The 24,520-nt window shown below is 72.8% G+C and carries 23 protein-coding genes and 1 pseudogene; 7 read left to right on the top strand and 17 right to left on the bottom strand.

The features are described from left to right. Nucleotides 1-18: 18 nt before the first annotated feature. From KRR39_RS01195 to KRR39_RS01175, 5 genes are all read right to left on the bottom strand, one after another. Complete coding sequence (locus tag KRR39_RS01195) at nucleotides 19-1,731, bottom strand: VanW family protein (protein WP_216940009.1); 1,713 nt, start codon at nucleotides 1,729-1,731, stop codon at nucleotides 19-21. A 9-nt stretch (nucleotides 1,732-1,740) separates the two neighbouring features. Continuing rightward, nucleotides 1,741-1,956, bottom strand: a complete 216-nt coding sequence (locus tag KRR39_RS01190) for a hypothetical protein (RefSeq protein WP_216940008.1) — start codon at nucleotides 1,954-1,956, stop codon at nucleotides 1,741-1,743. A gap of 119 nt (nucleotides 1,957-2,075) precedes the next feature. Further along, a complete protein-coding gene (gene mshB, locus KRR39_RS01185; RefSeq protein ID WP_216940007.1) occupies nucleotides 2,076-2,981 on the bottom strand; it encodes an N-acetyl-1-D-myo-inositol-2-amino-2-deoxy-alpha-D-glucopyranoside deacetylase in 906 nt (301 codons plus the stop codon). 10 nt (nucleotides 2,982-2,991) lie between these two features. Further along, nucleotides 2,992-3,132 carry a hypothetical protein gene (locus KRR39_RS01180; RefSeq protein ID WP_216940006.1) on the bottom strand — a complete coding sequence of 47 codons (141 nt, stop codon included), beginning with the start codon at nucleotides 3,130-3,132 and terminating at the stop codon, nucleotides 2,992-2,994. A 153-nt stretch (nucleotides 3,133-3,285) separates the two neighbouring features. Then, entirely contained in the window at nucleotides 3,286-4,416 is a 1,131-nt protein-coding gene (locus tag KRR39_RS01175; RefSeq protein WP_216940005.1) for an NUDIX domain-containing protein, read from the bottom strand. Nucleotides 4,417-4,460: 44 nt separating this feature from the next. Here KRR39_RS01175 and KRR39_RS01170 point away from each other — a divergent pair, with 44 nt between their 5' ends. Both KRR39_RS01170 and KRR39_RS01165 read left to right on the top strand, forming a co-directional pair. Continuing rightward, nucleotides 4,461-5,579, top strand: a complete 1,119-nt coding sequence (locus KRR39_RS01170; protein ID WP_216940004.1) for a hypothetical protein — start codon at nucleotides 4,461-4,463, stop codon at nucleotides 5,577-5,579. After that, the gene (locus KRR39_RS01165; protein ID WP_216940003.1) at nucleotides 5,576-5,932 is read left to right on the top strand and encodes a hypothetical protein; all 357 of its coding nucleotides are present in this window, start codon (nucleotides 5,576-5,578) and stop codon (nucleotides 5,930-5,932) included. The genes KRR39_RS01170 and KRR39_RS01165 overlap by 4 nt, the downstream gene beginning before the upstream one ends. A gap of 7 nt (nucleotides 5,933-5,939) precedes the next feature. Here the strand turns inward: KRR39_RS01165 and KRR39_RS01160 are convergent, their stop codons facing one another. Together KRR39_RS01160 and KRR39_RS01155 are read right to left on the bottom strand one after the other, a co-directional pair. Next, nucleotides 5,940-6,773 (bottom strand): thioesterase family protein, encoded by an 834-nt coding sequence (locus KRR39_RS01160; protein WP_216940002.1) that lies wholly within the window; start codon nucleotides 6,771-6,773, stop codon nucleotides 5,940-5,942. Nucleotides 6,774-7,015: 242 nt separating this feature from the next. Further along, nucleotides 7,016-8,647, bottom strand: coding sequence for a peroxidase family protein (locus KRR39_RS01155; protein ID WP_216940001.1), 1,632 nt, complete (start codon nucleotides 8,645-8,647; stop codon nucleotides 7,016-7,018). A 235-nt stretch (nucleotides 8,648-8,882) separates the two neighbouring features. On the opposite strand from KRR39_RS01155, the gene KRR39_RS01150 reads away from it, so the two are divergent. Genes KRR39_RS01150 through KRR39_RS01135 form a run of 4 tightly spaced genes read left to right on the top strand, consistent with a single transcriptional unit; the run spans nucleotide 8,883 to nucleotide 14,163 of the window. Next, nucleotides 8,883-10,385: a long-chain-fatty-acid--CoA ligase gene (locus KRR39_RS01150; protein WP_216940000.1), complete on the top strand. Its 1,503-nt coding sequence runs from the start codon at nucleotides 8,883-8,885 to the stop codon at nucleotides 10,383-10,385. After that, complete coding sequence (locus KRR39_RS01145) at nucleotides 10,382-12,121, top strand: PHA/PHB synthase family protein (protein WP_216939999.1); 1,740 nt, start codon at nucleotides 10,382-10,384, stop codon at nucleotides 12,119-12,121. The genes KRR39_RS01150 and KRR39_RS01145 overlap by 4 nt, the downstream gene beginning before the upstream one ends. Before the next feature lie 16 nt (nucleotides 12,122-12,137). Next, the gene (phaZ, locus tag KRR39_RS01140; RefSeq protein WP_216939998.1) at nucleotides 12,138-12,971 is read left to right on the top strand and encodes a poly(3-hydroxyalkanoate) depolymerase; all 834 of its coding nucleotides are present in this window, start codon (nucleotides 12,138-12,140) and stop codon (nucleotides 12,969-12,971) included. A gap of 1 nt (nucleotide 12,972) precedes the next feature. Next, entirely contained in the window at nucleotides 12,973-14,163 is a 1,191-nt protein-coding gene (locus KRR39_RS01135) for an acyl-CoA dehydrogenase family protein (protein ID WP_216939997.1), read from the top strand. A gap of 74 nt (nucleotides 14,164-14,237) precedes the next feature. Here the strand turns inward: KRR39_RS01135 and KRR39_RS01130 are convergent, their stop codons facing one another. Then, entirely contained in the window at nucleotides 14,238-16,748 is a 2,511-nt protein-coding gene (locus tag KRR39_RS01130; RefSeq protein WP_216939996.1) for a DEAD/DEAH box helicase, read from the bottom strand. A gap of 131 nt (nucleotides 16,749-16,879) precedes the next feature. Between KRR39_RS01130 and KRR39_RS01125 the strand changes: the two genes are divergently transcribed. After that, nucleotides 16,880-18,103: an endonuclease/exonuclease/phosphatase family protein gene (locus tag KRR39_RS01125; RefSeq protein ID WP_216939995.1), complete on the top strand. Its 1,224-nt coding sequence runs from the start codon at nucleotides 16,880-16,882 to the stop codon at nucleotides 18,101-18,103. 285 nt (nucleotides 18,104-18,388) lie between these two features. On the opposite strand, the gene KRR39_RS01120 is transcribed toward KRR39_RS01125, so the two are convergent. The 9 genes and pseudogenes from KRR39_RS01120 to KRR39_RS25470 all read right to left on the bottom strand — a co-directional run bounded on the left by KRR39_RS01120 (nucleotide 18,389) and on the right by KRR39_RS25470 (nucleotide 24,519). Then, the gene (locus KRR39_RS01120; protein ID WP_216939994.1) at nucleotides 18,389-18,634 is read right to left on the bottom strand and encodes a hypothetical protein; all 246 of its coding nucleotides are present in this window, start codon (nucleotides 18,632-18,634) and stop codon (nucleotides 18,389-18,391) included. A 38-nt stretch (nucleotides 18,635-18,672) separates the two neighbouring features. Continuing rightward, complete coding sequence (locus KRR39_RS01115; RefSeq protein WP_254185427.1) at nucleotides 18,673-20,292, bottom strand: flagellar biosynthesis protein FlhA; 1,620 nt, start codon at nucleotides 20,290-20,292, stop codon at nucleotides 18,673-18,675. 73 nt (nucleotides 20,293-20,365) lie between these two features. Further along, a pseudogene (locus KRR39_RS24085) lies at nucleotides 20,366-20,656 on the bottom strand (FHIPEP family type III secretion protein); the annotation flags it as partial. 193 nt (nucleotides 20,657-20,849) lie between these two features. After that, nucleotides 20,850-22,013 (bottom strand): EscU/YscU/HrcU family type III secretion system export apparatus switch protein, encoded by a 1,164-nt coding sequence (locus KRR39_RS01110; RefSeq protein WP_216939993.1) that lies wholly within the window; start codon nucleotides 22,011-22,013, stop codon nucleotides 20,850-20,852. Between the two features lie 18 nt (nucleotides 22,014-22,031). Continuing rightward, nucleotides 22,032-22,799 (bottom strand): flagellar biosynthetic protein FliR, encoded by a 768-nt coding sequence (locus KRR39_RS01105; protein WP_216939992.1) that lies wholly within the window; start codon nucleotides 22,797-22,799, stop codon nucleotides 22,032-22,034. After that, complete coding sequence (fliQ, locus tag KRR39_RS01100) at nucleotides 22,799-23,068, bottom strand: flagellar biosynthesis protein FliQ (RefSeq protein ID WP_216939991.1); 270 nt, start codon at nucleotides 23,066-23,068, stop codon at nucleotides 22,799-22,801. The genes KRR39_RS01105 and fliQ overlap by 1 nt, the downstream gene beginning before the upstream one ends. A gap of 2 nt (nucleotides 23,069-23,070) precedes the next feature. After that, nucleotides 23,071-23,400: an EscR/YscR/HrcR family type III secretion system export apparatus protein gene (locus KRR39_RS24080; RefSeq protein ID WP_254185426.1), complete on the bottom strand. Its 330-nt coding sequence runs from the start codon at nucleotides 23,398-23,400 to the stop codon at nucleotides 23,071-23,073. Then, nucleotides 23,381-23,980, bottom strand: coding sequence for a flagellar type III secretion system pore protein FliP (locus KRR39_RS24075; protein WP_254185425.1), 600 nt, complete (start codon nucleotides 23,978-23,980; stop codon nucleotides 23,381-23,383). The genes KRR39_RS24080 and KRR39_RS24075 overlap by 20 nt, the downstream gene beginning before the upstream one ends. After that, nucleotides 23,977-24,519 carry a FliO/MopB family protein gene (locus tag KRR39_RS25470; RefSeq protein ID WP_216939990.1) on the bottom strand — a complete coding sequence of 181 codons (543 nt, stop codon included), beginning with the start codon at nucleotides 24,517-24,519 and terminating at the stop codon, nucleotides 23,977-23,979. Before KRR39_RS25470 ends, KRR39_RS24075 begins: the two co-directional genes overlap by 4 nt. Nucleotide 24,520 lies beyond the last annotated feature (1 nt).

Here is a 24,520-nt window from a genome sequence, read left to right as displayed (position 1 = left end):
CACCTCAACCAGCGCTGGTCAGGAGCAGACGACGGAGTCCGACGGGGTGTAGCGGGTGTGCATGGTCTCCCGGTGGTCCAGCTTCGAGGACCCGGCCTTGTAGAACAGGCGGTAGACGTCGATGTCGAAGCCGCCGTAGCCGGTGTTCGGCACGCACTCCGGTCCGCTGAGCTGCCGGGTCTCGGGCGCCGTCTCGTTGTAGCGCGCGGACTGCTCGGCCTTGATGTCCCAGTACTTCGTGGAGTACATCGACACGTGCATGGCGCCCTGCCGCGACGGGCTCGACGGGTCGACGGAGGCCCGGACGTAGACGCCGTACGGCGTGGTGTTCCGGAAGCGCAGGTCGACCGCGCCCCACGCGACGGTGGCCTCTCGGCCGACCGGGTAGCGGTCGATGTAGAACGAGTGCGGCTTGTGCTCGACGTCCTCGAGCCCGGCGAAGAAGGCGGCGTTGAACGTCGTGGTCGCGACCTGGCTGACGCCGCCGCCGAAGTCCTCCCTGAACACCCCGTCGCTGATCACGAAGCCCTTGGTGAAGCCGTTCGCGGCGGTCCGCTCGCCGACCGTGTCGTTGAGGCTGAAGGTGTCGCCGGGCTTCAGCAGGGTGCCGTCGATGAGCTCCGCGGCCCGCCCGAGGTTCTGGTTCCGGTACGACGCGTAGGGGAAGCTCGTGGTGAACGAGGAGACCCGCTCGGTCACGCCGAGCGCGTTCGCCGCCTCGGTGGTGAAGTCCGGCGGGGCCTCGACGCTGGCGACGTCGAGCCGCCGGTCGGCGCCGGTCCTGGTGAGCACGTCGAGGAACCGGCCGGTCACGTCGGCCGGGTCGAACGTCACGCCGACCCGGGACGGCACCACCTCCGGCACCCCGCGGACGATCCGGAACGACGCGTCCCGGGGCGAGCGGGCGATCGTGCGCATCCGCGGACCCAGCGCGTCGACCAGCACCGCGCCGTCGAGCACCGGCTCGAGCTCGCCGTCGACGGGCGTCATCGACAGCGCCGGCGTGAAGTCCTCGGGCTGCAGCGAGACGCCCTCGCCGGCGAGCGCGACCACGACGGACGCGGACACCGCCGGGTTGGCGAAGCCCTCCATCGCGCGGCTGACCGCGTCCTTGCCGACCTGCGGGTCCGCCTCGACGGTGGGCAGCTCGACGGGGTCGCCCGCGCCGAGGAAGGCCCCGGTGACCGCGTCGGCCGCGGCGTCCCGGTCGACGACCGTGCCCTTCTCGGGGTACTTCGCGACGGCCTCCCCGCCCGCGAACGCGACCGACCCCTCCACCGCTGGTACGTCGACCTCGTCGGCCACCTCGGCGACCGCCCGGTCCAGGGCGTCGCGGTCCACGCGGACGACCGCGTCCTCGTCGCTGCCGCCGGCGAAGTAGTCCCACATGCGGCCCGGCTCCCAGCTGCGGCCGCCGCCCGACTGCGCGACCGTGGCCGGCACGTCGACCGAGAGACCGGCGCCGGTCGGGTCGATGCTCGCGGGCTCGCCGTTCGCGACGACCCGGACCGGGTCGGTGGCCCGCTGCTCGAGGCCGGTGCGCAACCGGGCCTGCGCGGCGACCGGCGTCAGGCCGCCGATCTCGACGCCGCTGACCGTCGTGCCCCGGGGGATGCGGTCGGAGGTGAAGAAGTAGCCGGCGACGTACACCGCGCCGAACAGTGCGACCAGGCCCAGCATCAGGGCCGGGATCACGCGGCGGTCGCTGGTGCGGTACGGCTCGTCGCTCACGAGCAGACCCTACGTGCCCGAACCGCGTCCGCCAGTGATCCCGGCGAGCGCCACGGCGACCAACCCGAGACCCACCACGAGGAACGCGATCCCCTCGAGGTCCTGGGCGACCGCGAAGTCGCCCTCGGGGCGGCCCGCGACCGCCACGCCGAGCACGGCCAGCCAGCCGACGGCGTAGGTCGTCGCCGTCCGCGGGGCCGACGAGCGCAGCAGCCACCACGGCACGGCGTAGGTCGTGACCGCCGCGAGGAGCAGCCCGAGGGGGGAACGCCGAGCGGTGCACCGCCACCGACGCGACGCCGACGACGAGTCCGACCAGCAGTGCGGCCAGGTGGCGCAGCGCCCTAGTCAAGACCCGCGAACAGGTCCGTCTCGAGACCGGCCTCGTTGGTCGGTCCCTGCACGCCCTTGGCGAGCCGGTAGAACTCGGTGCCCCACACCTGGTTGCCGATGTTGTTCGACAGCGCGAAGAACGGGCCGTCGACCGAGATCTGGGTGGCGTGCGCCTTCATGGCCCGCATCTTCGCCTCGGCGAACTCGTCGGCCTCGACCACGGCCGACAGCTGGTCGTCGGGGACCATGAACGGCGGCATCTCGCCCTCGGGGTCCATGCCCTCGAAGGACGTGGTGTCGCCGGCCGCGCGCAGCGCCCGCAGGCCCTCCCGCATCCGGTTCATCGACATCGCGCCCCAGTAGACCTTGGCGATGTCCCAGGCCGGGCCGAGCTCGGGGCGGTAGGACGTGACGGCGGCCAGCGCGGTGGCGTACGTCGCGACCCGGTGCGCCTGGATGTGGTCGGGGTGGCCGTAGTTGCCGTACTGGTCGTAGGTCACCAGCACCTGCGGGCGGACCTCGCGGATGATGTCGACGAGCAGGTCCGAGGCCTCCAGGAGGTCGGCGCGCCAGAACGTGCCCTCCTTGGTCTCGGCACGGGCGACGGCACGCCGCTGCTCGTCCCACATCATCCCGGAGTCGCGGTAGTGGCCGGCCCCGCCGAGGAACCGGTGGTCGGTGACCCCGAGCTCCTTCATGGCGTTGGCCAGCTCGGTGACGCGGTGCTCGCCGAGCGCGTCGGTCTTGTCGGCCGCGAGGTGCTCCAGGGAGGGCACCAGCACCTCGCCCTCCTCGCCGAGGGTGCAGGTCACCAGGGTGACCTGGGTGCCCCGGGCGACGTACTTGGCCATGGTCGCGCCCTGGCCGATGGTCTCGTCGTCGGGGTGGGCGTGCACGAGCAGCATCCGTTGGTCCATGGCTCCAACTCTAGGGCGCCCGGAAGTGCCCTTTGACCCGACGTGGCCCGTCCGGGAGGTCGAGCGGCGCGGCGGGTGCGGCCGGGCTGTCCGGCGGCGCGTCGTCGACCCAGCCGTCGTGCTCCTCGACGACCACCTCGACCATGAACACCGGCGCTGTCGGTGAGCACCGTCCAGGGGTGGTCCTCGTCGTCGTCCTCGCCCGCGAACCGCTCCCGCGCGACGGACGCCTCGAAGCCGCTCGCCCGCAGCCGGGCCGCGACCGCGCGCGCGTCGTCCTCCTCGTAGAGCACCGCCCGGACCGTCACGACAGCTCCTCCTCGATCGCGGGCACGCGCGCCGCCAGGGCGGCCACGGCCCGCTCGGTGCGCGCCGGCTCGCCGACGGCCGCCTGCGCGACGCCGGCCGGGTCCCCGGCCTCGATCCAGGCCCGGATGCCGTCCACCCCGACCTGCTTGAGGACCGGCACGGTGTGCAGGATCTGCCGCGCGCTCACCCCGCCGCCGTACGTCGCGGCCATCAGCTCGAGGCGCCGCGCCACGTCGGCCGGCGGGGTCTCCCGGAACAGCGGCACGCCGCTCCAGGCCAGGTGCGCCAGCTCGAAGAGCCGGGTGGTCGGGCCGGCCAGGTCCCAGTCGAAGACGCCGGCGACCCGGTCCCTCGCGAACACCACGTTGTACGGCGCCACGTCGTTGTGCCCGACCAGGTGCGCGCCGTCGACCGGGAAGAACCGCCAGGGCCCCTCGCCGACGAACCCGTCGACCGCGTCGTGCAGCTCGCGGGTCCAGCGGGTGAGGTCCTCGAGCTGCGCGTCGGAGAGCACGGCGTCGTCCAGGTCGACGATCGTGCCGGGCAGGTAGGTCAGCACCTCGCGGCCCCGGGCGTCGACGCCCAGCACCTGCGGCACCGCCCGCAGCCCGCGCACCCGGTCGAGCAGCCGGTGCACCGCGGGGGTCCACGGCCCGGTCGGGCGGCGCACGGTGTGCCCGATCCGGACCGCGCCTCCGACGTTGCCGCCCTCCAGGGGGTGGCCGTCGAGCAGCAGCTCGCGCAGCTCGGCGAGGAACGGCAGGTCCGGCGCCAGCCAGGGCACCACGTCGAGCTCCTCGGGGCCGAGCCAGCGCAGCAGGTCGTGCTCGCGCGGCACCGGCTCGCCGTCCACCAGCTCGGCCACCGCGACCCGCAGGGTGTAGCCCGGCTTGACCGGCTGGGCCCCGTCGAGCACCCGGGTCACCACCACCCCGCAGCCGAGCTCCTCGCGGACCTCGCGGACCACCGCCGCGGCGAGCTCCTCCCCCGGCTCGACCTTGCCGCCCGGGAACTCCCACCTCCCGGCGGCCTCCGGAGGATGCGTGCGCCGGGTGGCCAGCACGCGACCGTGCCGCACGACCGCAGCACCGACCACCAGGACGTCGGCGGCTGGCGAGGAAGGCACGGTCCGCATGATGCCATTTTCACGGCTTCCGTCAGACTGTCGAGGTGGAGCCTCCCGAGCCGCGCCCCGGCCAGCACGCAGGCGTGCACCTGCTGCGCGGCGCGGACCGCGCCGCGGAGGTCGACGCGCTCGCCGACCGGCTGGGCGGCCGCGTCGGGCTGCGCGGGGTGCTCGGCGACCTGGACCGCCGGGCGCGCGCCGTGCGGGTGCCGGCGCCGGCGGCCGTGTGGGGCTTCCGGTGGGACCGCGAGGACATGCGCTCGCCGCGCTGGTGGCCGCAGGGCATCACCACGTCGGCCGACTCGGCCACCGGTGGGGCGGGTGACGACGTCGACGGCCGGCAGCTCCTGATGACCAGCTCCTACTCCCACGAGGTGGACGGCTGCTCGCACGGCGCGCGGCTGACGCTGGTGGACCTGACCGACCCCTCGGACCTGCGCTACCGCCACGTGCTCCTCGTGGAGCCGTTCCTGCGCGACGACGGCTCGGTCGACGTACGCCCGGTGACCGTGCACGCCGGCGGGATCGTCTGGCACGGCGACCACGTGCACGTCGCCGGCACCGCGCGCGGGTTCAGCTCGTTCCGGCTCGACGACATCGTGCGGGCGCCGGCCGGCGACGCGACCCGGCTGCGGGTGACCGGCGACCGGGTCGACGCGTTCGGCTACCGCTACCTGCTCCCGGTGCGCTTCACCTACGACGCGCACGCCGGCCACGGCACGGACCAGCTGCGCTACTCGTTCGCGTCGCTGGACCGGAGCACCAGCCCGCACCGGCTCGTCGCCGGCGAGTACGGCCGGGGCGAGATGTCCACCCGCCTGGTGCGCTACGGGATCGACCCGGTGTCCTCGCTGCTGCACGCCGAGCCGGACGGCCGCTCGGTCCCGCTCACCCTCGACGACGGCGGCGTCCCCGGGATGCAGGGCGCGACCGTGGTCGACGGCACCTGGTTCGTCACCACCAGCCGCGGGCGGTACCGCCTGGGCAGCGTGTGGGTCGGCCGGCCGGGCGAGCTGGTCGAGCACCGGTGGCAGCTGTCGGTCGGCCCCGAGGACATCACCTACTGGCCCGCCCGCGACCAGCTCTGGTCGCTGAGCGAGTACCCCGGCGCGCGCTACGTCTACGCGATGCCCCGGGGCCGGTTCCTGCGAGGCACGGCATGAGCCTGGAGGACCTGGTCGAGGCGCTGCGCCGCGACGTACCGGAGGTGCGCGACCTGCTGCGGGCGCACCTCGCGCACCTGCCCGGCGGCGACGAGTTCGTGCTGATGGGGCTGCTGCGCGACCGGGCGCTGGAGCTGTTCGTGCTGCAGCAGACCTCCGCCCTGGACCGGCTGCTCGCGCTCGTCGACCGGGCCCTGGGCGACGGGGACGAGGCGCTCGCGGACGCCGTCGCCAGCGACTTCGTGTCCGCCACCCCGCCGTGGGACGCTGCCATGGACGGGTTCGTCGCCTCGTGGCCGGTGTCCCTGCGGGCGCAGGCGGCCATCGAGACCGCACGGTTCAACGGGATCTGAGCGGCGGTCAGCGCGGCGCGCGGGCGAGCTGGCGCGACTGGGCGACCAGCCGGTCGTCGGAGTCCCAGACCTCGGCGTCCTCCTCGAGGAAGCTACCGGCCAGGTTCCGCGTGGAGGCGACCACCCGCAGCCAGCCCGGCGCGGGCCTCGCCCGCAGGTGCACGGTCAGCTCCAGGGTCGGCGTCCAGCCGAGCAGGCCGAGGTCGAACGTCACCGGCGGCAGCGCGTCGACGGCGAGCAGCAGCAGGAGCGGGTCGGGCTCGCGCGGGTCGGCCATCCGCAGCCACCCCTGGATCCGGCCGGTGCCGGACGGCTTGCCGACCGCCCAGCCGACGTACGCCGGGTCCAGCCGCAGGTCGAGCCGCTCCAGCAGCCCGGCCTGCGCCATGAAGGACGGCGGGGCGTCCGCGGCCGAGACGCACCGGTCGGGCGGCGGGAGGTCCGGCGGGGTGGCGGTGGTGCGCACGTCGTCGGGCAGGCCCGCCAGGTCGCCGTACGTCGCCAGCGCCCGGATCCGCTCGACGCTGCCGCCGTCGTCGTCGGTCTGCAGCAGGGACGCCGACCCGGTGGACATGCTGCGACGGGCGCGCAGCACCTCGGTGCTGACCACGGCCGGCCCGGGGCGCGACGCGGAGAGGTAGTAGGCGCTGATCGAGACCGGGTCGACGTGGCCGCCGTCCGCGGCGAACGTGGAGCCCAGCGCGTTGCCCAGGGTGGCCAGCAGCAGGCCGCCGTTGACGCCGGCGCCGATCTGCCAGCCGGCACCGAGCTCCGTGTCGTACGTCGCGGGCGCGGACGGTCGGGCGGTGACCGCGATGCCGCGGTCGAACTCGGTGCTCACCCGCCGGACCCTACCGGCGGGTCGGGCCGGCTCAGTCCACCGAGACCCGCTGCCCCGGGACGCCGGCGCGCTGCGCGACCAGGTGCACCGTGACGTAGTGGCCGAGCTCGCTGGCCCGCGAGGCGGCCTCGAACTCCACGAGCCCCCCTCGACGTGCACCGCGTGCGACTCCCAGAACGGGTAGCGCACCCGGTCGCCCCGGCTGGCGTTCTCCTGGATCGCCGTGCGCACCCGGTGGAAGTTCAGCCGCCCAGCGGGTTGATCCCGGCCTTGCCGCCGAACGCGAAGAACAGCAGGTCGGTCATCTCGAACGTCGTGTCGTCGCGCCCCAGGGACGGCCGGAACTCCGGGTTCCGCACGATCGAGAACCGGCTGCCCTCCATCGCCCGGTGGAACGTCTCGGCCACGATCCGGGCGCCGACGCCCCTGAGCCGCCCGTCGTTCAGCTCGGCCTCGCGCAGCACGTAGAACCACAGCGGGGTCCGGGCGACCACCGCGTTCTTCTCCGCCGCGGTCAGGTGGTCCAGCCGGGCGCCGCCTGCGCCGTCCAGGATCTGCGCGCGGGTCAGCGCGGTGACGTCGACGCCCCGGGCCTTCAGCCGGGTGACCATCTGCTGGCCGCTGGCGAGCCGGACCATGTTGGCGCGCACCAGGTTGCGGAACGCGAGGTTGCGCCGCAGGTCCCCGTCGGGGATCGAGGCGTCGCCGCCGAACGAGCCCAGCGGCAGGTCCGCCAGGGGGTCGGTGAGCCGGGTGTCGATCCGCATCGCGTGGTTGACGTTGCTGCCGGGCGCCGCGAGTCCCGGCCGGCCACCGGCCGGGAAGTCGTACATCCGCCGCCAGTCCGCGATCCAGTTGCTGGGCAGCCGGACGTCGCCGAACATGTCGCCGCTGGTGCCGGAGAACGCGAACAGGAAGTCCAGCGAGCCGGCGGTGCCGGGGAAGCGCCGGTTCCAGTTGTAGGTCGCGCGCACCATGCTGTGCCCGAGCCGGAAGGCCGCGACCGAGAACTCGACGGGCATCGTCGGGATCGAGGCCGGCGGCGCATCCGGCTCGACGAGCTTGCGGCCGCTCGCGAACACGTCGTCGAGGACGCTCCTCTGGCAGATCCGCGGCAGGTAGTCGTGCCGGATCATCCACTGGTAGTGCAGCGTCACGCGCTTGCGCGCCCGGGTGAACCGCTCGGTGGGCGGCACGGACACCGGCAGCTTGTCGAGCACCCGGTTGTGGAAGTGGATCATCGCCACGTGCGTCTGGGCGACCACCAGGTTCTCGTCGTTGCGCAGGTCAGGGACCAGGGCCGTGCGCTTCGCGGCCTTGCTGGACCCCTTCCCCACCCGGGGCAGGTCGTGGCCGGGCTTCGCGCGGTCCGGCGGGACCGCGAGCGTCGTACCGGTCTTGAGGTGCAGGCCGTCGGAGTAGAACTTCGCGGACGCCGCGTCGCCGGGGCCGTTGCCGTAGAGCGAGTCGAGGTCGAGGCGCGGGGACCGGCCCTGCAGCAGGTCGACGGGGCGGACGTCGTCACCGAACATCACGTCGGTGCGGTCCATGGTCAGGTCGTGGTCGATGAACTGGCCGAGGTAGGTGTAGCCGGCCGGCACGTCGCCGGGTCCCCCGCCGCCGACGACCATCGCGCGGGCCAGCTTCCTGGTCGCCGCCGCGCCCAGGGCGGTGCCCCTGGGGCCGACCCGGGAGAACCGGAACGGCGGCGCGGCGTCGGCGGCCAGCGCCCGCGGCGCGGGGGCCCGCGGCGTCTCCGACTCGCTGACCGGGTCGGCCTCGTCCCCGGTGCGTCCGCCGACCTGCGTGGTGAGCAGGCCCTCCCCCTCGATGAAGAAGCTCTCCGAGCCGTGCTTCATGCGTGCCTGCGACATGCCTGCCTCCGCCTCTGTTCGAGTCTCGATGCGTGTACGTCGGACAGGAGCGGGTGCGGCGACTCCTGATACCCCTGTGACTCACCCTGGCACCGGCGTGGGCGCGCTGGCCAGGGTCCACCATCCGGCGCCCGGAGTGTGGTCGCCGCCACAGTGGGTAGGTGGACCGGACGACCTGGGCCGACCGGGACAGCCGTCCGCACGCCCCTCGACCACCGCAGCACCGGAGGCGACAGTGACCAACCTTGCCCAGAACCTCACCACCGCGGCCCGCGACCACGGCGACCGCCCGGCCGTGCGGCTCGACGAGCTGGTGCTGAGCTACGACCAGCTGCTCGACGGCGCCCGCCGGGTCACCGCGCTGCTGAAGAGCAAGGGGGTCGGCCCCGGCGACCGGGTCGGCCTGGTCCTGCCGAACGTGCCGCCGTTCCCGGTGCTGTTCTACGGCGCGCTCGCCGCGGGCGCGGTCGTCGTGCCGATGAACCCGTTGCTCAAGGCGCGCGAGGTGCAGTACTACCTCGAGGACTCCGGTGCCTCGGTCGTCTTCGCGTGGGAGGCGATGGCCGACGAGGCCGGCAAGGCGGCCTCCACCGTCGGCATCGACTGCATCCCCGTCGAGGCCGACGGGTTCCTGGAGCTGCTCGCCCGGCACGAGCCGGACGACGAGGTCGTCGACCGCGACGACGACGACACGGTCGTGCTGCTCTACACCTCGGGCACCACCGGTCAGCCCAAGGGCGCCGAGCTCACCCACCACAACCTCGCCACCAACGCCTCGACCAGCGCCGAGACCCTCGTCGAGCTGTCCGACGAGGACGTCGTGATGGGCTGCCTGCCGCTGTTCCACTGCTTCGGCCTGACCTGCGGGCTGAACGCCGCGGTCACCGCCGGCGCCTGCCTGACCCTGATCCCCCGCTTCGACGCGAAGAAGGCGCTCGAGGTGATCGGCCGCGACAAGGTCACGGTCTTCGAGGGCGTCCCCACGATGTACGCCGGCATGCTGCACGTCGAGGACGCCGCGTCCTTCGACGTCTCCAGCCTGCGCACCTGCATCTCCGGCGGTTCCGCGATGCCCGTCGAGGTGATGAAGAAGTTCGAGGAGCAGTTCGGCTGCATCGTGCTGGAGGGCTACGGCCTCTCCGAGACCTCCCCGGTCGCCTCGTTCAACCGTCCCGACCTCGAGCGCAAGCCGGGCTCCATCGGCGTACCCGTGCGGGGGGTGGAGATGAAGCTCGTCGACGACGAGGGCAAGGACACCCCGGACGGCGAGGTGGGCGAGATCGCGATCCGCGGCGAGAACGTCATGAAGGGCTACTGGGGTCGCGAGGAGGCCACCCAGGAGGCCATCCCGGACGGCTGGTTCCGCTCCGGCGACATGGCCAAGCAGGACGAGGACGGCTACTTCTTCATCGTCGACCGCAAGAAGGACCTGATCATCCGGGGCGGCTACAACGTCTACCCGCGCGAGGTCGAGGAGGCGCTCTACGAGCACGAGGCGGTGGCCGAGGTGGCCGTCGTCGGCGTCCCGCACGACGACCTCGGCGAGGAGGTCGGCGCCGCCGTCGCGCTCAAGGCCGGCCAGAAGGTCAGCGAGGACGAGCTGCGGGAGTTCGCCAAGGAGCGGCTGGCGGCCTACAAGTACCCCCGCCACCTCTGGATCGTCGAGGAGCTCCCGAAGGGCCCGACCGGCAAGATCCTGCGCCGCGAGGTCAGCGCACCCGAGGGTGACGACGCGTGAGCGCCGCCACGACGCCCGCGTCCGAGCAGGCCGACGGCCGGATGCGCGAGGCCGACGACACCGCCGACGGCACCGACTCCGCCGCCCCCCTCGACCTGCTGCTCGGGGACGCGGCCCGCAGCCCGCTGCGGCGGTTCGTGCCCGGCATGTCCGGCGTCCGGTTCACCACGCACCTCGCCCGGCGGCCGGGCAAGGTGGCCGGCCGGACCAAGGACCTCGCCGTCGAGCTGGCCCGGGTGGGGGCGGGCCGTTCCGAGCTGGCCCCGCACGAGAAGGACCGGCGCTTCTCCGACGAGGGCTGGGCCAAGAACCCGATGCTCCGCCGCACGCTGCAGACCTACCTCGCCGTCGGCGAGACCGCGCGGGGCCTGGTCCAGGACGCCGAGCTCGACTGGGGCGACGACCAGCGGATCGGGTTCATCGTCGACAACCTCGTCGAGGCGTCCGCGCCCAGCAACAACCCCTTCCTGAACCCCAAGGTGCTCAAGCGGATCGTGGACACCGGCGGCGGCAACCTCGTCGAGGGCGGCCGGCGCTTCGTGCGCGACTTCGCCAGTGCCCCGCGGGTGCCCTCGATGGTGGAGCCCGACGCCTTCGAGGTCGGCACCGACATCGCGGTGACGCCCGGCGCGGTGGTGCTCCGCACCGACATGTTCGAGCTGATCCAGTACACCCCGCAGACCCCCAAGGTGCGCACCGTCCCGCTCCTCATCGTGCCGCCGACGATCAACAAGTACTACGTCATCGACCTGGCCGCGGAGCGCAGCCTGGTGGAGCACCTGGTGGCCAACGGCCAGCAGGTCTACTGCATCTCCTGGCGCAACCCGGACGCCCGGCACGCCGACTGGGGCGTCGACAGCTACGGGCAGGCGATCCTCGAGGCGATGACCGCCGCGCAGAAGATCGCCCGGGCCGACCAGGTCGCGCTGTTCGGGATCTGCTCGGGCGGGATGCTCAGCTCGATGGTGATGGGGCACCTCGCCGCGACCGGCGAGCTCGACCGGGTGGCCGCGTTCAGCCTGGCCGTCACGGTGCTCGACCAGGAGCAGGCCGGCCTGCCCAGCGCGCTGCTCTCCCGCAAGGCCGCGGCGGCCTCGGTCAAGGCGTCGCAGGAGAAGGGCTACCTCGACGGCCGCTCGCTCGCCGAGGTGTTCGCCTGGCTGCGACCCAACGACCTGATCTGGAACTACTGGGTCAACAACTACCTGCTGGGCCACGCCCCCAAGGCGTTCGACATCCTCTACTGGAACGCCGACCCGGTCCGGATGACCGCCGCGATGCACCGCGACTTCATGGAGCTCGCCATCTCCAACGGGCTGACCCGGCCGGACGGCGCGCGGATGCTCGGCAGCGACGTGGACCTCGGCAAGGTCGACACCGACTCCTACGTCGTGGCAGGCATCGCCGACCACCTGTGCAAGTGGGAGTCCTGCTACCGGACCACGCAGCTGCTCGGCGGCCGGTCCAAGTTCGTGCTCTCCACGAGCGGCCACATCGCCTCGATGGTGAACCCGCCCGGCAACCCCAAGGCGAGCTTCCAGACCGCGGACCGGAACCCGGCGGACAGCCAGGCCTGGCTGGCGGCCGCCTCCAAGGTCAAGGGCAGCTGGTGGGACGACTACGTCGGGTGGCTGGCCGAGCGCACCGGACCGGAGCGCAACAAGCCCCGTCGCCTGGGCTCCGCCGCCTACGAGCCGGTCTGCGACGCGCCAGGCACCTATGTCCTCGACCGCTGAGCCCCGGCTGCGCGCCGTGAGCCGCGACCGGCTCCGCACCATCGCGGTCCGCGGCATCCAGGTGCGGGTCAGCCTCCGCCCCGGCCGCGGCCGGCTCGCAGACGCGCCGCCGCTGCTGCTGTGCAACGGGATCGGCGCGAGCCTGGAGGCGCTGCAGCCGCTGGTCGACGCCCTCGACCCGGACCGGGGCGTGATCCGGTTCGACGTACCAGGGGTGGGCGGGTCGCCGGCTCCCCCGTTCCCCTACTCGATGGCCGCGCTGTCGTCCTGGGTGACCGCGCTGGTGGCCCGGCTGGGGCACCGGGAGTTCGACGTGCTCGGCCTGTCGTGGGGCGGCGCGCTCGCCCAGCAGCTCGCGCTGCAGTCGCGCCGCCGGGTGCGCCGCGTGGTGCTCGTGGCCACCGGCACCGGGTCGCTGATGGTCCCGGCACACCCGCAGGTGCTCGCCAAGATGCTCACCCCGCGGCGGCACCGCGACCCGGCGTACGCCCGGAGCATCGCCGCGGAGATCTACGGCGGCACCATGCGCGACGACCCGGAGGCCGGCGCGCGGCTGCTGCACGCCACCACCCGGTCCGGACCGAAGCGCGGCTACTACTACCAGCTGGCCGCGACCACCGGCTGGTCGAGCCTGCCGTTCCTGCCGCTCCTGGCCCAGCCCACGCTGGTGCTCGGCGGCGACGACGACCCGATCGTGCCGCTCGTCAACGCCCGCATGATCGCCCGGCTGGTGCCGCGCGCCCGTCTGCACGTGTACCGCGGCGGGCACCTGGGCATCCTCACCGAGGCCCGGGACCTGGCCCCGGTGATCGAGCGTTTCCTCACCGACGTCCCCGACCAGACGGAGTGACATGAGCGACCTGGACCTGTCCGACACCCCCGACTCCGACTTCCTCGGCTTCGAGCTGCTCCTCGACGACGAGGACCGCAAGCTCGTCGAGCGGGTGCGCGAGTTCATGCTGACCCACGTCGAGCCGGTGATCAACGGCTTCTGGACCCGCGCGGAGTTCCCGCACGAGCTGGTCCCCGGCCTCGCCGACCTCGGCATCGCCGGTCTCCAGTACGACGGACCGGGCTGCCCCGGCCGCAGCAGCCTGCTGGACGGCATGGTCGCGATGGAGATGGCCCGGGTCGACGCCTCGATGCAGACCTTCATGGGGGTGCACGGCGGCCTCGCGATGGGGTCGGTCCAGCTGTGCGGCTCCGACGAGCAGCGCGAGCGCTGGCTGCCGGCGATGGCCCGGATGGAGCTGATCGGCGCCTTCGGCCTGACCGAGCCCGAGGTCGGCTCGGGGATCGCCGGCGGCCTGGCGACCACGGCCCGGCGCGAGGGCGACGAGTGGGTGCTCGACGGCGAGAAGAAGTGGATCGGCAACGCGTCCTTCGCCGACCTGGTGGTGATCTGGGCCCGCGACGAGGCCGACGACCAGGTCAAGGGGTTCGTGGTCGAGAAGGGCGCCGAGGGGATGACCTTCGACGTCACGCAGGACAAGATCGCGCTGCGCGTGGTGCAGAACGCGGAGATCCACCTGGCCGGCGTACGCGTGCCGGAGGCGAACCGGCTGCAGGGTGCGAGCTCCTTCGAGGACACCGCCAAGGTCCTCAAGGTGACCCGGATGGGCGTCGCCTGGCAGGCCACCGGCTGCGCCCGCGGCGCCTACGAGCACGCGCTGCGCTACACGCTGGAGCGCCAGCAGTTCGGCCAGCCGATCGCCGGCTTCCAGCTCGTCCAGGACCTGCTGGTCAAGATGCTCTCCAACGTGGTCGCCTCCACCGCGATGTGCGTGCGGGTCTCCCAGCTCCAGGACGCCGGGCTGGTCAAGGACGAGCACGCCTCGCTGGCCAAGGCGTTCACGACCGCCCGGATGCGCGAGACCGTCGGCTGGGCCCGCGAGGTGCTCGGCGGCAACGGCATCCTGCTCGAGCACCACGTCGGCCGGTTCGTCGCCGACGCGGAGGCGATCTACTCCTACGAGGGCACCCGCGAGATCAACACCCTGATCGTCGGCCGGGCGATCACCGGGGAGAGCGCCTTCGTCTGACCCGGCGACTCCGGCGGATCGGGTCGTCCGCTTGCCGGTGCGCCGGGGCGCGCGCTCAACCGGACGACCCGGCCCTAGAGCTGGACGAGGCCGGTGACGTCCAGGACCAGCTCGCCCTCGGCGTCGGACGCGTCGAGGTCGACGGTCGCGGTGATCCGCCAGTCGTGGTTGCCCTCCGGGTCGCCGACGACCTGCTGGACCTCCCAGGCACGGCCGACCTTCTCGACCAGCAGCATCCGCGGCCCGCGCGCGTCCGGGCCGGTGTCGATCGCGTCGTACTCCGCAAAGTACGACGCCAGCGACTCGCGCCAGTCCTCGGCGGTCATCGTCGAGCCGGCCTCGGCCTCGAGCTCGCCGAGCTGGTGCCAGCGGTTCAGCGCGGCCAGCTCGACCCGGCGGAACAGCGCGTTGCGGACCAGCACGGTGAACGCGCGCTCGTTGGCGGTGATGTTCTCCGGTTCGGGCGGGACGACGTCCTTCTCCAGCACGCGGGTCGGGTCGCTGAGCTGCTCCCACTCGTCGAGCAGGCTCGAGTCGGTCTGCCGCACCACGGCACCGAGCCACTCCACGATGTCCTCGAGGTCGTCGGTTCGCACGCTGTCCGGGACGGTCTGCCGCAGCGCCCGGTAGGCGTCGCCGAGGTAGCGCAGCACCAGCCCCTCGGACCGGGTCAGGCCGTAGAACGCGACGTACTCCGCGAAGGTCATCGCGCGCTCGTACATGTCGCGGACCACCGACTTCGGGGACAGCGCGTCCTCGGCGACCCACGGGTGGCTGCGCCGGTAGACCTCGTAGGTGTGCTCGAGCATGTCCTGCAGCGGCTTGGGCCAGGACACCTCGTCGAGCAGCTCCATGCGCTCGTCGTACTCGATGCCGTCGGCCTTCATCTCCCCGACCGCCTCGCCGCGCGCCTTGTGCTCCTGCGCGCCGAGCACCGGCCGCGGGTCCTCCAGGGTGGCCTCGACGACGGAGACGACGTCGAGGGCGTACGTCGGCACCTCGGGGTCGAGCACGTCGAAGACGCCCAGCGCGTACGTCGACAGCGGCTGGTTCAGCGCGAAGCCGAGCTGCAGCCCCGCGACGAGCCGCACGGTGCGGCCGTCGGGACCGGGCGGGTCGATGCGCTCGACGACACCGGCGGCGAGCAGCGCGCGGTACTGCGCGATCGCCCGGCGGACCAGCCGGACCTGCGAGCGCGGGTCCTCGTGGTTGTCGCGCAGCAGCCGGCGCATCGCCACGAACGGGTCGCCCTCCCGGGCGATCACGTTGAGCAGCATCGCGTGGGTGACCCGCATCCGGGAGACCAGCGCCTCGGGCTCGGCGACGACCAGCCGGTCGAACGTGTCCTCGCTCCAGGTCACCTGGCCCTCGGGCGCCTTCTTGCGCTGCACCCGCTTGAGCTTCTTGGGGTCGTCGCCGGCCTTGAGCACCAGCCGGTGGTTCTCCACGACGTGCTCGGGGGCCTGGACCACGACGGTGCCCGCGGTGTCGAAGCCGGCCCGCCCCGCGCGGCCGGCGATCTGGTGGAACTCGCGCGCCTTGAGCATCCGCTGGCGACGCCCGTCGTACTTGCTCAGCCCGGTGAACACGACCGTGCGGATCGGCACGTTGATGCCGACGCCGAGGGTGTCGGTGCCGCAGATCACCTTGAGCAGGCCGGCCTGCGCGAGCTGCTCGACGAGCCGGCGGTACTTCGGGAGCATGCCGGCGTGGTGCACGCCGATGCCGTGCTTCACCAGCCGGGACAGGGTCTTGCCGAACCCCGGGCTGAACCGGAAGCCGCCGATCAGCTCGGCGATCTTGTCCTTCTCCTCGCGGGTGCACACGTTGATGCTGGTGAGCGCCTGCGCCCGCTCGAGCGCCGAGGCCTGGGTGAAGTGCACGACGTACACCGGGGCCTGGTGGGTGGTCAGCAGCTCCTCGATCGTCTCGTGCATCGGGGTGAGCGCCCACAGGTAGGTCAGCGGCACCGGCCGGGTCGCGCTGCTGACGACCGCGGTGTTGCGTCCGGTACGGCGGCTCAGGTCGTCCACGAACCGGGTGACGTCGCCGAGCGTCGCGGACATCAGCACGAACTGCGCCTGCGGCAGCTCGATGAGCGGGACCTGCCAGGCCCAGCCGCGGTCCGGCTCGGAGTAGAAGTGGAACTCGTCCATCACCACCTGGCCGATGTCCGCGCTCGCCCCCTCCCGCAGGGCGATGTTGGCGAGCACCTCGGCGGTGCAGCAGATGATCGGCGCCTGCGCGTTGACCGCCGCGTCGCCGGTCAGCATGCCGACGTTGTCGGGGCCGAAGACCGCGATCAGCGCGAAGAACTTCTCCGAGACCAGCGCCTTGATCGGTGCGGTGTAGAAGGTGCGCTGGCCGCGGGCCAGGGCCGCGAAGTGCGCCCCGGTGGCGACCAGGCTCTTGCCGGTGCCGGTGGGGGTGCTGAGGATGACGTTCGCGCCGGTGACGACCTCGATCAGGGCCTCCTCCTGCGCGGGGTAGAGGCTCAGGCCCTGCTCCTCGGCCCAGGTGCCGAACGCCTCGAACAGCGCGTCGGCGTCGTCCGAGTCGGCGGGAAGGCGGTCGAGGAGAGACATCTCGCCCCCATCGTCCCCGACCGCCCGTCGATCACCCAATCGGCGCCCGGCAACTCCTCAGGACCGGGTCGTCCCGGCCGATCTTCGAGGGAGCGCCTGCCCGGGCGCCCCGACCTGCGCTGGAGAACGAGTTGAGCCGAGCGACCGCCACGACGACCGCGGGAGCAGCCGTCGCGCTGACCGGCGTCCTGCTGGGCTCGGTCCTCCTCGGCGCGTGGGGCGGCGACCCCGCGCCCCCGCGCCCGGTCTCGGACAGCACCTCCGCGCAGCTGCCCCTGCGCCAGCCCACGGTCGCCGTGACGATCACCGCGCGGCCCACCCCCGTGGCCCGTCCGGCCGCCACCACGGCCCGGGCGCCCAGTGCCTCCGCCCGCGACGCCGACCTCGCAGCCTGGCTCGCGACCGCCGGCCTGCCGGACCCGGGCAGCCTCGACAACGGGTACGTCCCCTGGGTCCCGCCCTCCGACGTACCGTCCTCGACGGTGGCCCCCGCCCCGGGCAGCGACCCGTGGACCGACCCGGTCGTCCCGACGCCGGACCCCACGCCCGGTACGACGCCCCCGCCGACGCCCGGCGGCCCGACCGCCGACTTCACGATCAGCTCGTTCAACGTGCTCGGCAGCAGCCACACCCGGGGCGGCGCCCGCGGCAAGCAGTCCGGGGTGACCCGGATGGCGGGCGTGGTCGACCTGCTCGGCCGGCACGACGTCGACGTCGTCGGGTTCCAGGAGCTGCAGTCCGACCAGCTGCGCGAGCTGCAGCGGCTCAGCCCCGGCTACGACGTCTACCCCGGCACCCGGCTCACCCCCCGCGAGGCCGAGAACTCGGTGGCCTGGCGCTCGTCGGTGTGGGAGCTGGTCCGCCCCGAGACGTTCTCGGTCCCCTACTTCGACGGCAACCGTCGCCGGATGCCCGTGGTCCTGCTGCGGCACCGGGCGACCGGCCTGACGGCGTACTTCGCCAACGTCCACAACCCGGCCGACACCCGGCGCTACCACGGCCAGCAGCGCTGGCGGGACCAGGCGACCGCGGTCGAGGTCGCGCTGATGAACCGGCTCACCGCCACCGGCATCCCGGTGTTCCTCACCGGCGACATGAACGAGCGGGACAGCTACTTCTGCGCACTGACGTCCGGGACCTCGATGGTCGCGGCCCGCGGCGGCAGCAACGGCGCCGGCGGGTGCGACGCCCAGGAGCCGCGGGCCGTCGACTGGGTCTTCGGGTCCCCCGGGGTGCGCTTCTCGTCCTACGACGAGGACCGCAGCCCGCTCGTGGACCGGACCACCGACCACCCCGTGGTGTCGACCCGCGCGAGCATCGACGCGGGCACCTTCCCCGCCGCCGCCACCGGCTGACCCGTCCCGCGCCGGCAGGGTGGCCGGCCTGCTGTCCGCCGACGGCCGGTGCAGCCGCACGCTCGTGTGGGAGGAGAACCGGTGGGCGACGGTCCGTGGCCGACGGCGTTCCTCGCGCCCGAACCCGCGGCCGCGTCTCGACGTGCACCGCCGGGCCTGCGGCTGCCGCGCGACCTCACCTGGCCCGGGTCGAGGTGAGCTCCGGCCCGGGTCGGCGTCGTACGGGGCCCGGGTCGGGGTTGCACGGGGCCCGGGTCGACGGGGGGCAGACGGGGTCAGACGGGGTCAGACGGGGGCGGACTCCGCGGACGAGGGGTCCTGGGCGCCGTCCAGGGCGCTCGGCTCCTGCCGGGGCGCCGGTCCGACGAGCATCAGCACCACGGACATCCCGGCCCAGGCGAGCAGCGCGCAGACGGCGAAGCGGGTGAACGCGGTCATCGGCTCGGTGGTCCCGTCGACGAACGCCCCCCAGAAGGCAGGTGCGCTGACCGCGGCGGCGGCGAGCATGACCGGTGCGGCGAACACGTTCATCGGGACCTCACGTCAGGTGGTCGGGGCGGGCGGACGGGTCAGGCGAGCACGGGGGCCTGGCCCCCGACGACGCCGACGGACTGGATCTGGATCGGGCCGCTCAGCTCGCCGTACGACAGCACGGGGAGCCGGGGCAGGGAGGTGGCCACGAGCCGGCGGACGGCGGGCCGCACCTGCGGGGCGCAGACCAGGACCGCGGAGATGTTCTGCTCCTCGGCTTGCCGGTTGCGCGCCGTGAGGTCGTTCATCAGCGCCTGCGAGAGCTCGACGTCCAGGGCGAGGAAGCCGCCGCCCTCGGTGACCCGCAGCGCCTCGAGCAGTCGCTGCTCCAGGCTCGGGTCGAAGCTGAGCACCGGCAGGGTGCCGTCGCGCAGGTGCGGCGCGACGACGGCCAGCCCGAGGGTCTCGCGGGCCGCGGTGACCAGGCCGTCGAGGTCCTTGCTGACCCGGGCGCGGGTGGACAGCGCCTCGAAAATCCGGGCCAGGTCGCGGATCGACACGCTCTCGTCGAGCAGCGACTGCAGGACCTGCTGGATCTCGCCGAGGCTGAGCAGCGCGGGTGTCAGCTCGTCGACGGCGGACGGGTGGGTGCGGCGTACGGCGTCGGTCAGCATCTTGACCTCCTCGCGGCCCAGGAGCTGGGCGGCGTAGCTGCGCACCACCTCGGCGAGGTGGGTGGTGAGCACCGAGGACCGGTCGACGACCGTCGCGCCGAGCAGCTCGGCCCGGTTGGCCAGCTCGGCCGGGACCCACATGGCGGCCAGGCCGAACACCGGCTCCACGGTGGGCCGACCGACAAGTCCGTCGAGGCGGTCGCCGATCGCGAGCACGGTGCCGGGGGGCGCCTCGCCGCGGGCGACCTCGACGCCGAAGAGCCGGATCGCGTAGGTGTGCAGGGGCAGGTCCAGGTTGTCGCGGGTGCGCACCGGCGGGACCACGACGCCCAGGTCGGTCGCGACCTTGCGGCGCAGCGACTTGACCCGGTCCAGCAGGTCTCCCCCGGCGCCCTTGTCGACCAGGTCGATCAGGTCGGCCGCCAGCTCGATCTCCAGCGGGTCGACCCGGATGTCCTCGATGATCGCCTCGACCGAGTCCGGGGACGGCAGCGCGAGCTCGGCGGCGGTGGGCTCGGGGCCGGTGTCCGGCGCGCTCTGGTGGCGCGAGGAGAGCAGCATCATGGCGCCGCCGGCGAGCAGGAACGGGAGCTTGGGGATGCCGGGGATCAGGCACAGGCCGAGCGCGCCGAAGCCGGCGATCCGCATCGGCTGCTTGTAGCGGGTCAGCTGGCCGACCAGGTCGGTGCCCATGTCCGTGCCGCCGGTCGCCCGGGTCACGATCAGGCCGGTGGCCACCGAGAGCAGCAGCGCGGGCACCTGGGAGACCAGGCCGTCACCGATCGTCAGCAGGCTGTAGGTGTGCATGGCCTCGGAGAACGAGAGGCCCTTCTGCACGATGCCGACGGTGAAGCCGCCCAGCAGGTTGACGACCGTGATGATGATGGCGGCGATCGCGTCGCCCTTGACGAACTTCGAGGCGCCGTCCATCGCGCCGTAGAAGTCGGCCTCGCCGGAGACGTCGGCCCGTCGGCGGCGTGCCTCGTCGTCGTCGATCAGGCCGGAGTTCAGGTCGGCGTCGATGGCCATCTGCTTGCCGGGCATCGCGTCCAGCGTGGAAGCGGGCGCCGACCTCGGCGACCCGGCCCGCACCGTTGGTGACCACCACGAACTGGATGACCACCAGGATCGAGAACACGATGATGCCGACGATCAGCGAGCCGCCGATGACGAAGTGGCCGAACGTGTCGATCACCTTGCCGGCGTACCCGTCCAGCAGCACCAGCCGGCTGGCGCTGACGTTGAGCGCGAGGCGGAACAGGGTGGCGACCAGGATCAGGGCCGGGAACGAGGAGAAGTCCAGCGCCCGGTGCACGAACATCGCGGTGAGCAGGACCAGCAGTGCGAAGGTGATGTTGAAGGCGATCAGCACGTCCAGCAGCACCGGGGGCAGCGGTACGACGAGCATCACCACGATGCCGACGACGGCGATCGGGACGCCGATCACGGCGCCGCGACCCGGGAGCCGGGTGGAGTGGGCCGCGTTCTGGATGTGCGACACGGAGCTGGCCTTTCACGGACCTCCCCGGGGGGAGGCGAACACGAGTGTCGGTGGCACCGTCCGTGGTGTGTTGCGCGCGCGCCGTCCTGGCTCGCGGGTCCTATCGGCCGACGGCGGCCAGACCTGAGGAGTCGACGGGGACCGGCCGCACCCGGCGCCCGGCGCGGGGCACGTCGGGGATCGGCTCGAACCCGGTGCGCGGGCTCCGGTGCCGGCCTGCGGGCGCGCCGGTGGCGCGCATGCTGAGCACGAACGCGAGGACCTGGGCGACGGCCTGGTAGAGCTGCGGCGGGATCTCGTGACCGACCTCGCACCCGGTGTAGAGCGCGCGGGCCAGCGGGACGTCCTCGACCATGGCGACCTTGCTGGTCTCCGCGATCTCCCGGATCCGGGCGGCGACCACGCCGGCGCCCTTGGCGACCACCCGCGGGGTGCCCTTGGTGGGGTCGTAGCGCAGCGCGACGGCGACGTGGGTGGGGTTCACCAGCACCACGTCCGCCAGCGGTACGTCGGCCATCATCCGGTTGCGCGCGGAGGCGAGCTGGCGCGAGCGGATCTGGCCCTTCATCATCGGGTCGCCCTCGCTCTGCTTGTGCTCGTCGCGCACCTCCTTCTTGGTCATCCGGACCTGCTTGCCGGTGCGCCGGCGCTGCACGGCGTAGTCCGCCCCGGCGGCGACGAGGCCGGCGAGCGCGACGTCGCGCATCAGCCCGGTGGCCGCCGACCCGGCGATCTGCATCGCCACCGGCAGCGGGACGAGACCGCCGACCAGCGGCATCAGGCCGACGATCGCGCGCCAGACGAAGAAGCCGACCAGCGCGCTCTTCAGCAGCATCTTCACGCCCTCCCAGAGGGCGTGCGGGCCGAAGATCCGCTTGATGCCCTCCAGGGGGTTGAGCCGCGACCACTTGGGCTTCATCGACTTGGTGGCGAAGAACAGCCCGCCCTGGGCGACCGCGGAGGCCACCCCGATCACCATCACCCCGGCCCCCATGGCCAGGGACAGCATGAGCGCGAGGCCGCTGCCCTCCCGGAGCAGCTGGAGCATGTCGTGCGGGTCGGGCGAGACGATCATCCGCAGCGTGGTGGTCAGCAGGGCCTGGACCTTGCCCATCCCGATCGAGGTCATCGTCTGGATGGACAGCGCGACCGCCAGGATCGAGGCCCAGGCGCCGAGCTCCTGGGTGCGGGCGACCCGGCCCTCCTTGCGACTGTCCTTGAGCTTCTTGGGAGTCGCCTTCTCGGACTTGTCCTCGCTAGCCACGGGCGGGCGTCCCGGCGTTCACGAGGCGCTCACGAAGGCGGTCATCGCCTGGGACAGGGTCTCGAGCAGCCGCAGCGTCGCGTCCGGCAGCACCGCGAAGGACACACCGACCATCAGCAGGGTCAGCCCGATCTTGGCCGGGAACATGATGCCGATGGCGTTCAGCTGCGGCGCCACGCGGGTCAGCAGCGCGAGGCCCAGGTCGGCCAGGAACAGCACCCCGATCAGCGGGAGCGCGATCTGCACGGCGGCGGCGAAGAACATCGAGAACGCCACGGTGACCACCTCCGTCACGCTGGAGGGCTGCCACGCGGTGCCGACCGGCATCGTCTCGAACGACCGCAGCAGCCCCCCGATCACCAGCAGGTGCAGGTTGCTGGTGAACAGCAGCATCATGCCGAGCATCGAGAAGAGCTTCCCGTGCACGGAGTTCATGTTCTGCGACAGCGGGTCGAACGCGGCGGCGAGGCTGAAGCCGCCGAACACGTCGATGAGGTCGCCGGCGGCCTGGATCGCGGAGAACACCAGGAAGGTCACGAAGCCCATCGAGGCGCCGATCAGCGCCTCCTGGAGGGCGAGCCCGATCAGCGCGGCGGTGTCCTCGGGGATGCCACCCTGGTCCATGCCGGGCACGACGGCGAAGGCCATGCCGAGGGCCAGCAGGGTCTTGGCCAGCGTCGGCACCGCCTTGGACGAGAACGGCGGGGCCACCAGCAGCCACGCGACGAGCCGGACCGAGGCCAGCACGTAGGCGATCACGGGGGCGCCCGCGATGGTCACGACCATCAGCCGAGCAGTCCCGGCAGGCGGGAGAACAGGTCGTTCGTGTAGTCGATGAGCGTGTGCAGCATCCAGTTGCCGGAGATCAGCAGGGACAGGCCCACCCCGATCAGCTTCGGGACGAACGCCAGGGTGAACTCCTGGATCTGCGTCATGGACTGGAACAGGGAGATCACGAAGCCGATCACCAGGGCGGGGATCAGCACCGGTGCGCAGAGCTTGAGGGCGACCACCATGGTCTGCAGGGCGATCTCGATGACGTCGCTGTCGGTCATGGCTAGCCGCCTCCGTAGCTCTGCACGAGTGCCTTGATGATCAGCGCCCAGCCGTCGACGAGGACGAACAGCAGGAGCTTGAAGGGCAGCGACACCATGACCGGCGGCATCATCATCATGCCCAGCGACATCAGCCCGGCACTGACCACGATGTCGATGACCAGGAACGGGATGAAGATCATGAAGCCGATGATGAACGCCTGCTTGAGCTCGCTCAGGATGAAGGCCGGGATGAGCGTGGTGAGCGCGACGTCCGACGGCTTCTCCGGCTTGGCCCGGTGCGCCACGTCGGTGAGCAGCGCGATCTCCTTGTCACCGGTCTGCTTGAGCATGGAAGCCGCGCAGCGGCTCGACGCCGTCCTGGAACGCCTGCGTCTGGGTCTTCGCACCGCTCAGGTAGGGCTGCACGCCCTCGGCGTTCATCTGCTTGAGCACCGGGCTCATGATGAACAGGCTGAGGAACAGCGCGAGGCCGGCGAGCACCTGGTTGGGCGGGATCTGCTGCAGGCCGAGCGCGTTGCGGGTGAGCCCGAGGACGACCAGGATCTTGGTGAAGCTCGTGCAGGTCAGCAGGATCGCGGGCACCAGGGACAGCAGCGTCAGCCCGAGCAGGGTCAGGATCGGCGTGCTGGGCTTCTTGGTGATGTCGTTGAAGTTCACGGTCACGTCGCCGTCACCGGTGCCGGCCTTCGGGCCGGTCGGCCCGACCGGGCCGCGCGGGTCCGCGGGCACCGGCGAGGTGCTCACCGAGGCGCCGGCCGCTGGGCCGGCCACGGTGGCGGTGACCGTTGCGCCGGCGGGGGCGTGCACCGCGGCGTTCGCGCCGGCCAGCGGCAGCAGCGCCACCAGGGCACCGAACAGCAGGGCGAGCAGCAGCCGGATCAGGCGGCGGCCCGGGGCGGGCACGGTCACTCGGTGCTCCCGGGGACCGACGCGTGGGTGCCGACGTACGACCGGGTGCCGGTGGCGGCGGACCAGGCCTGCTTCCAGGTGGCGGGGGCGAGCAGCGATCCGCCGAGGGCGGAGGCGTCGTCGGCCGCACGGGTGGCGGGGCGCGGGGCGATCCGGGCCGCGGGGCGAGTGGCGGAACGGGCCGGCCGGCCGGAGGACCGCGTGGCCCGGCGGGACAGCGGACGGGCCGGCGCGTCCGCCCGGAGGACGGTGGCCTCGGCGGGCAGCTCGGTCAGGTCGGAGACGTCGGTCTCCAGCTCGAACGGGTCCAGCTCGGTGAGCAGCCGGACGCCCGCGTCGCTGACGCCGACGACCAGTACCCGGCTGCCGACCTCGACGACGGCCAGGGACGAGCCCCGGCTGAGCGCCTGTCGGCTGCGCACCCGCACCAGCGAGCGGTCCCGGCCGCCGACCTTGCGCGAGCCGATGCGGGCGATCGTCCAGAACAGGCCGAGGACGACCCCGAGACTGATGACGACGCGGACCCCGAGCTCCAGCACG

It is taken from the genome of Nocardioides panacis (assembly GCF_019039255.1).
Classification (GTDB): Bacteria; Actinomycetota; Actinomycetes; order Propionibacteriales; family Nocardioidaceae; genus Nocardioides_B; species Nocardioides_B panacis.
Note: the sequence above shows the minus strand (reverse complement) of the source record. Positions and strands in the feature narration are given on the sequence as shown.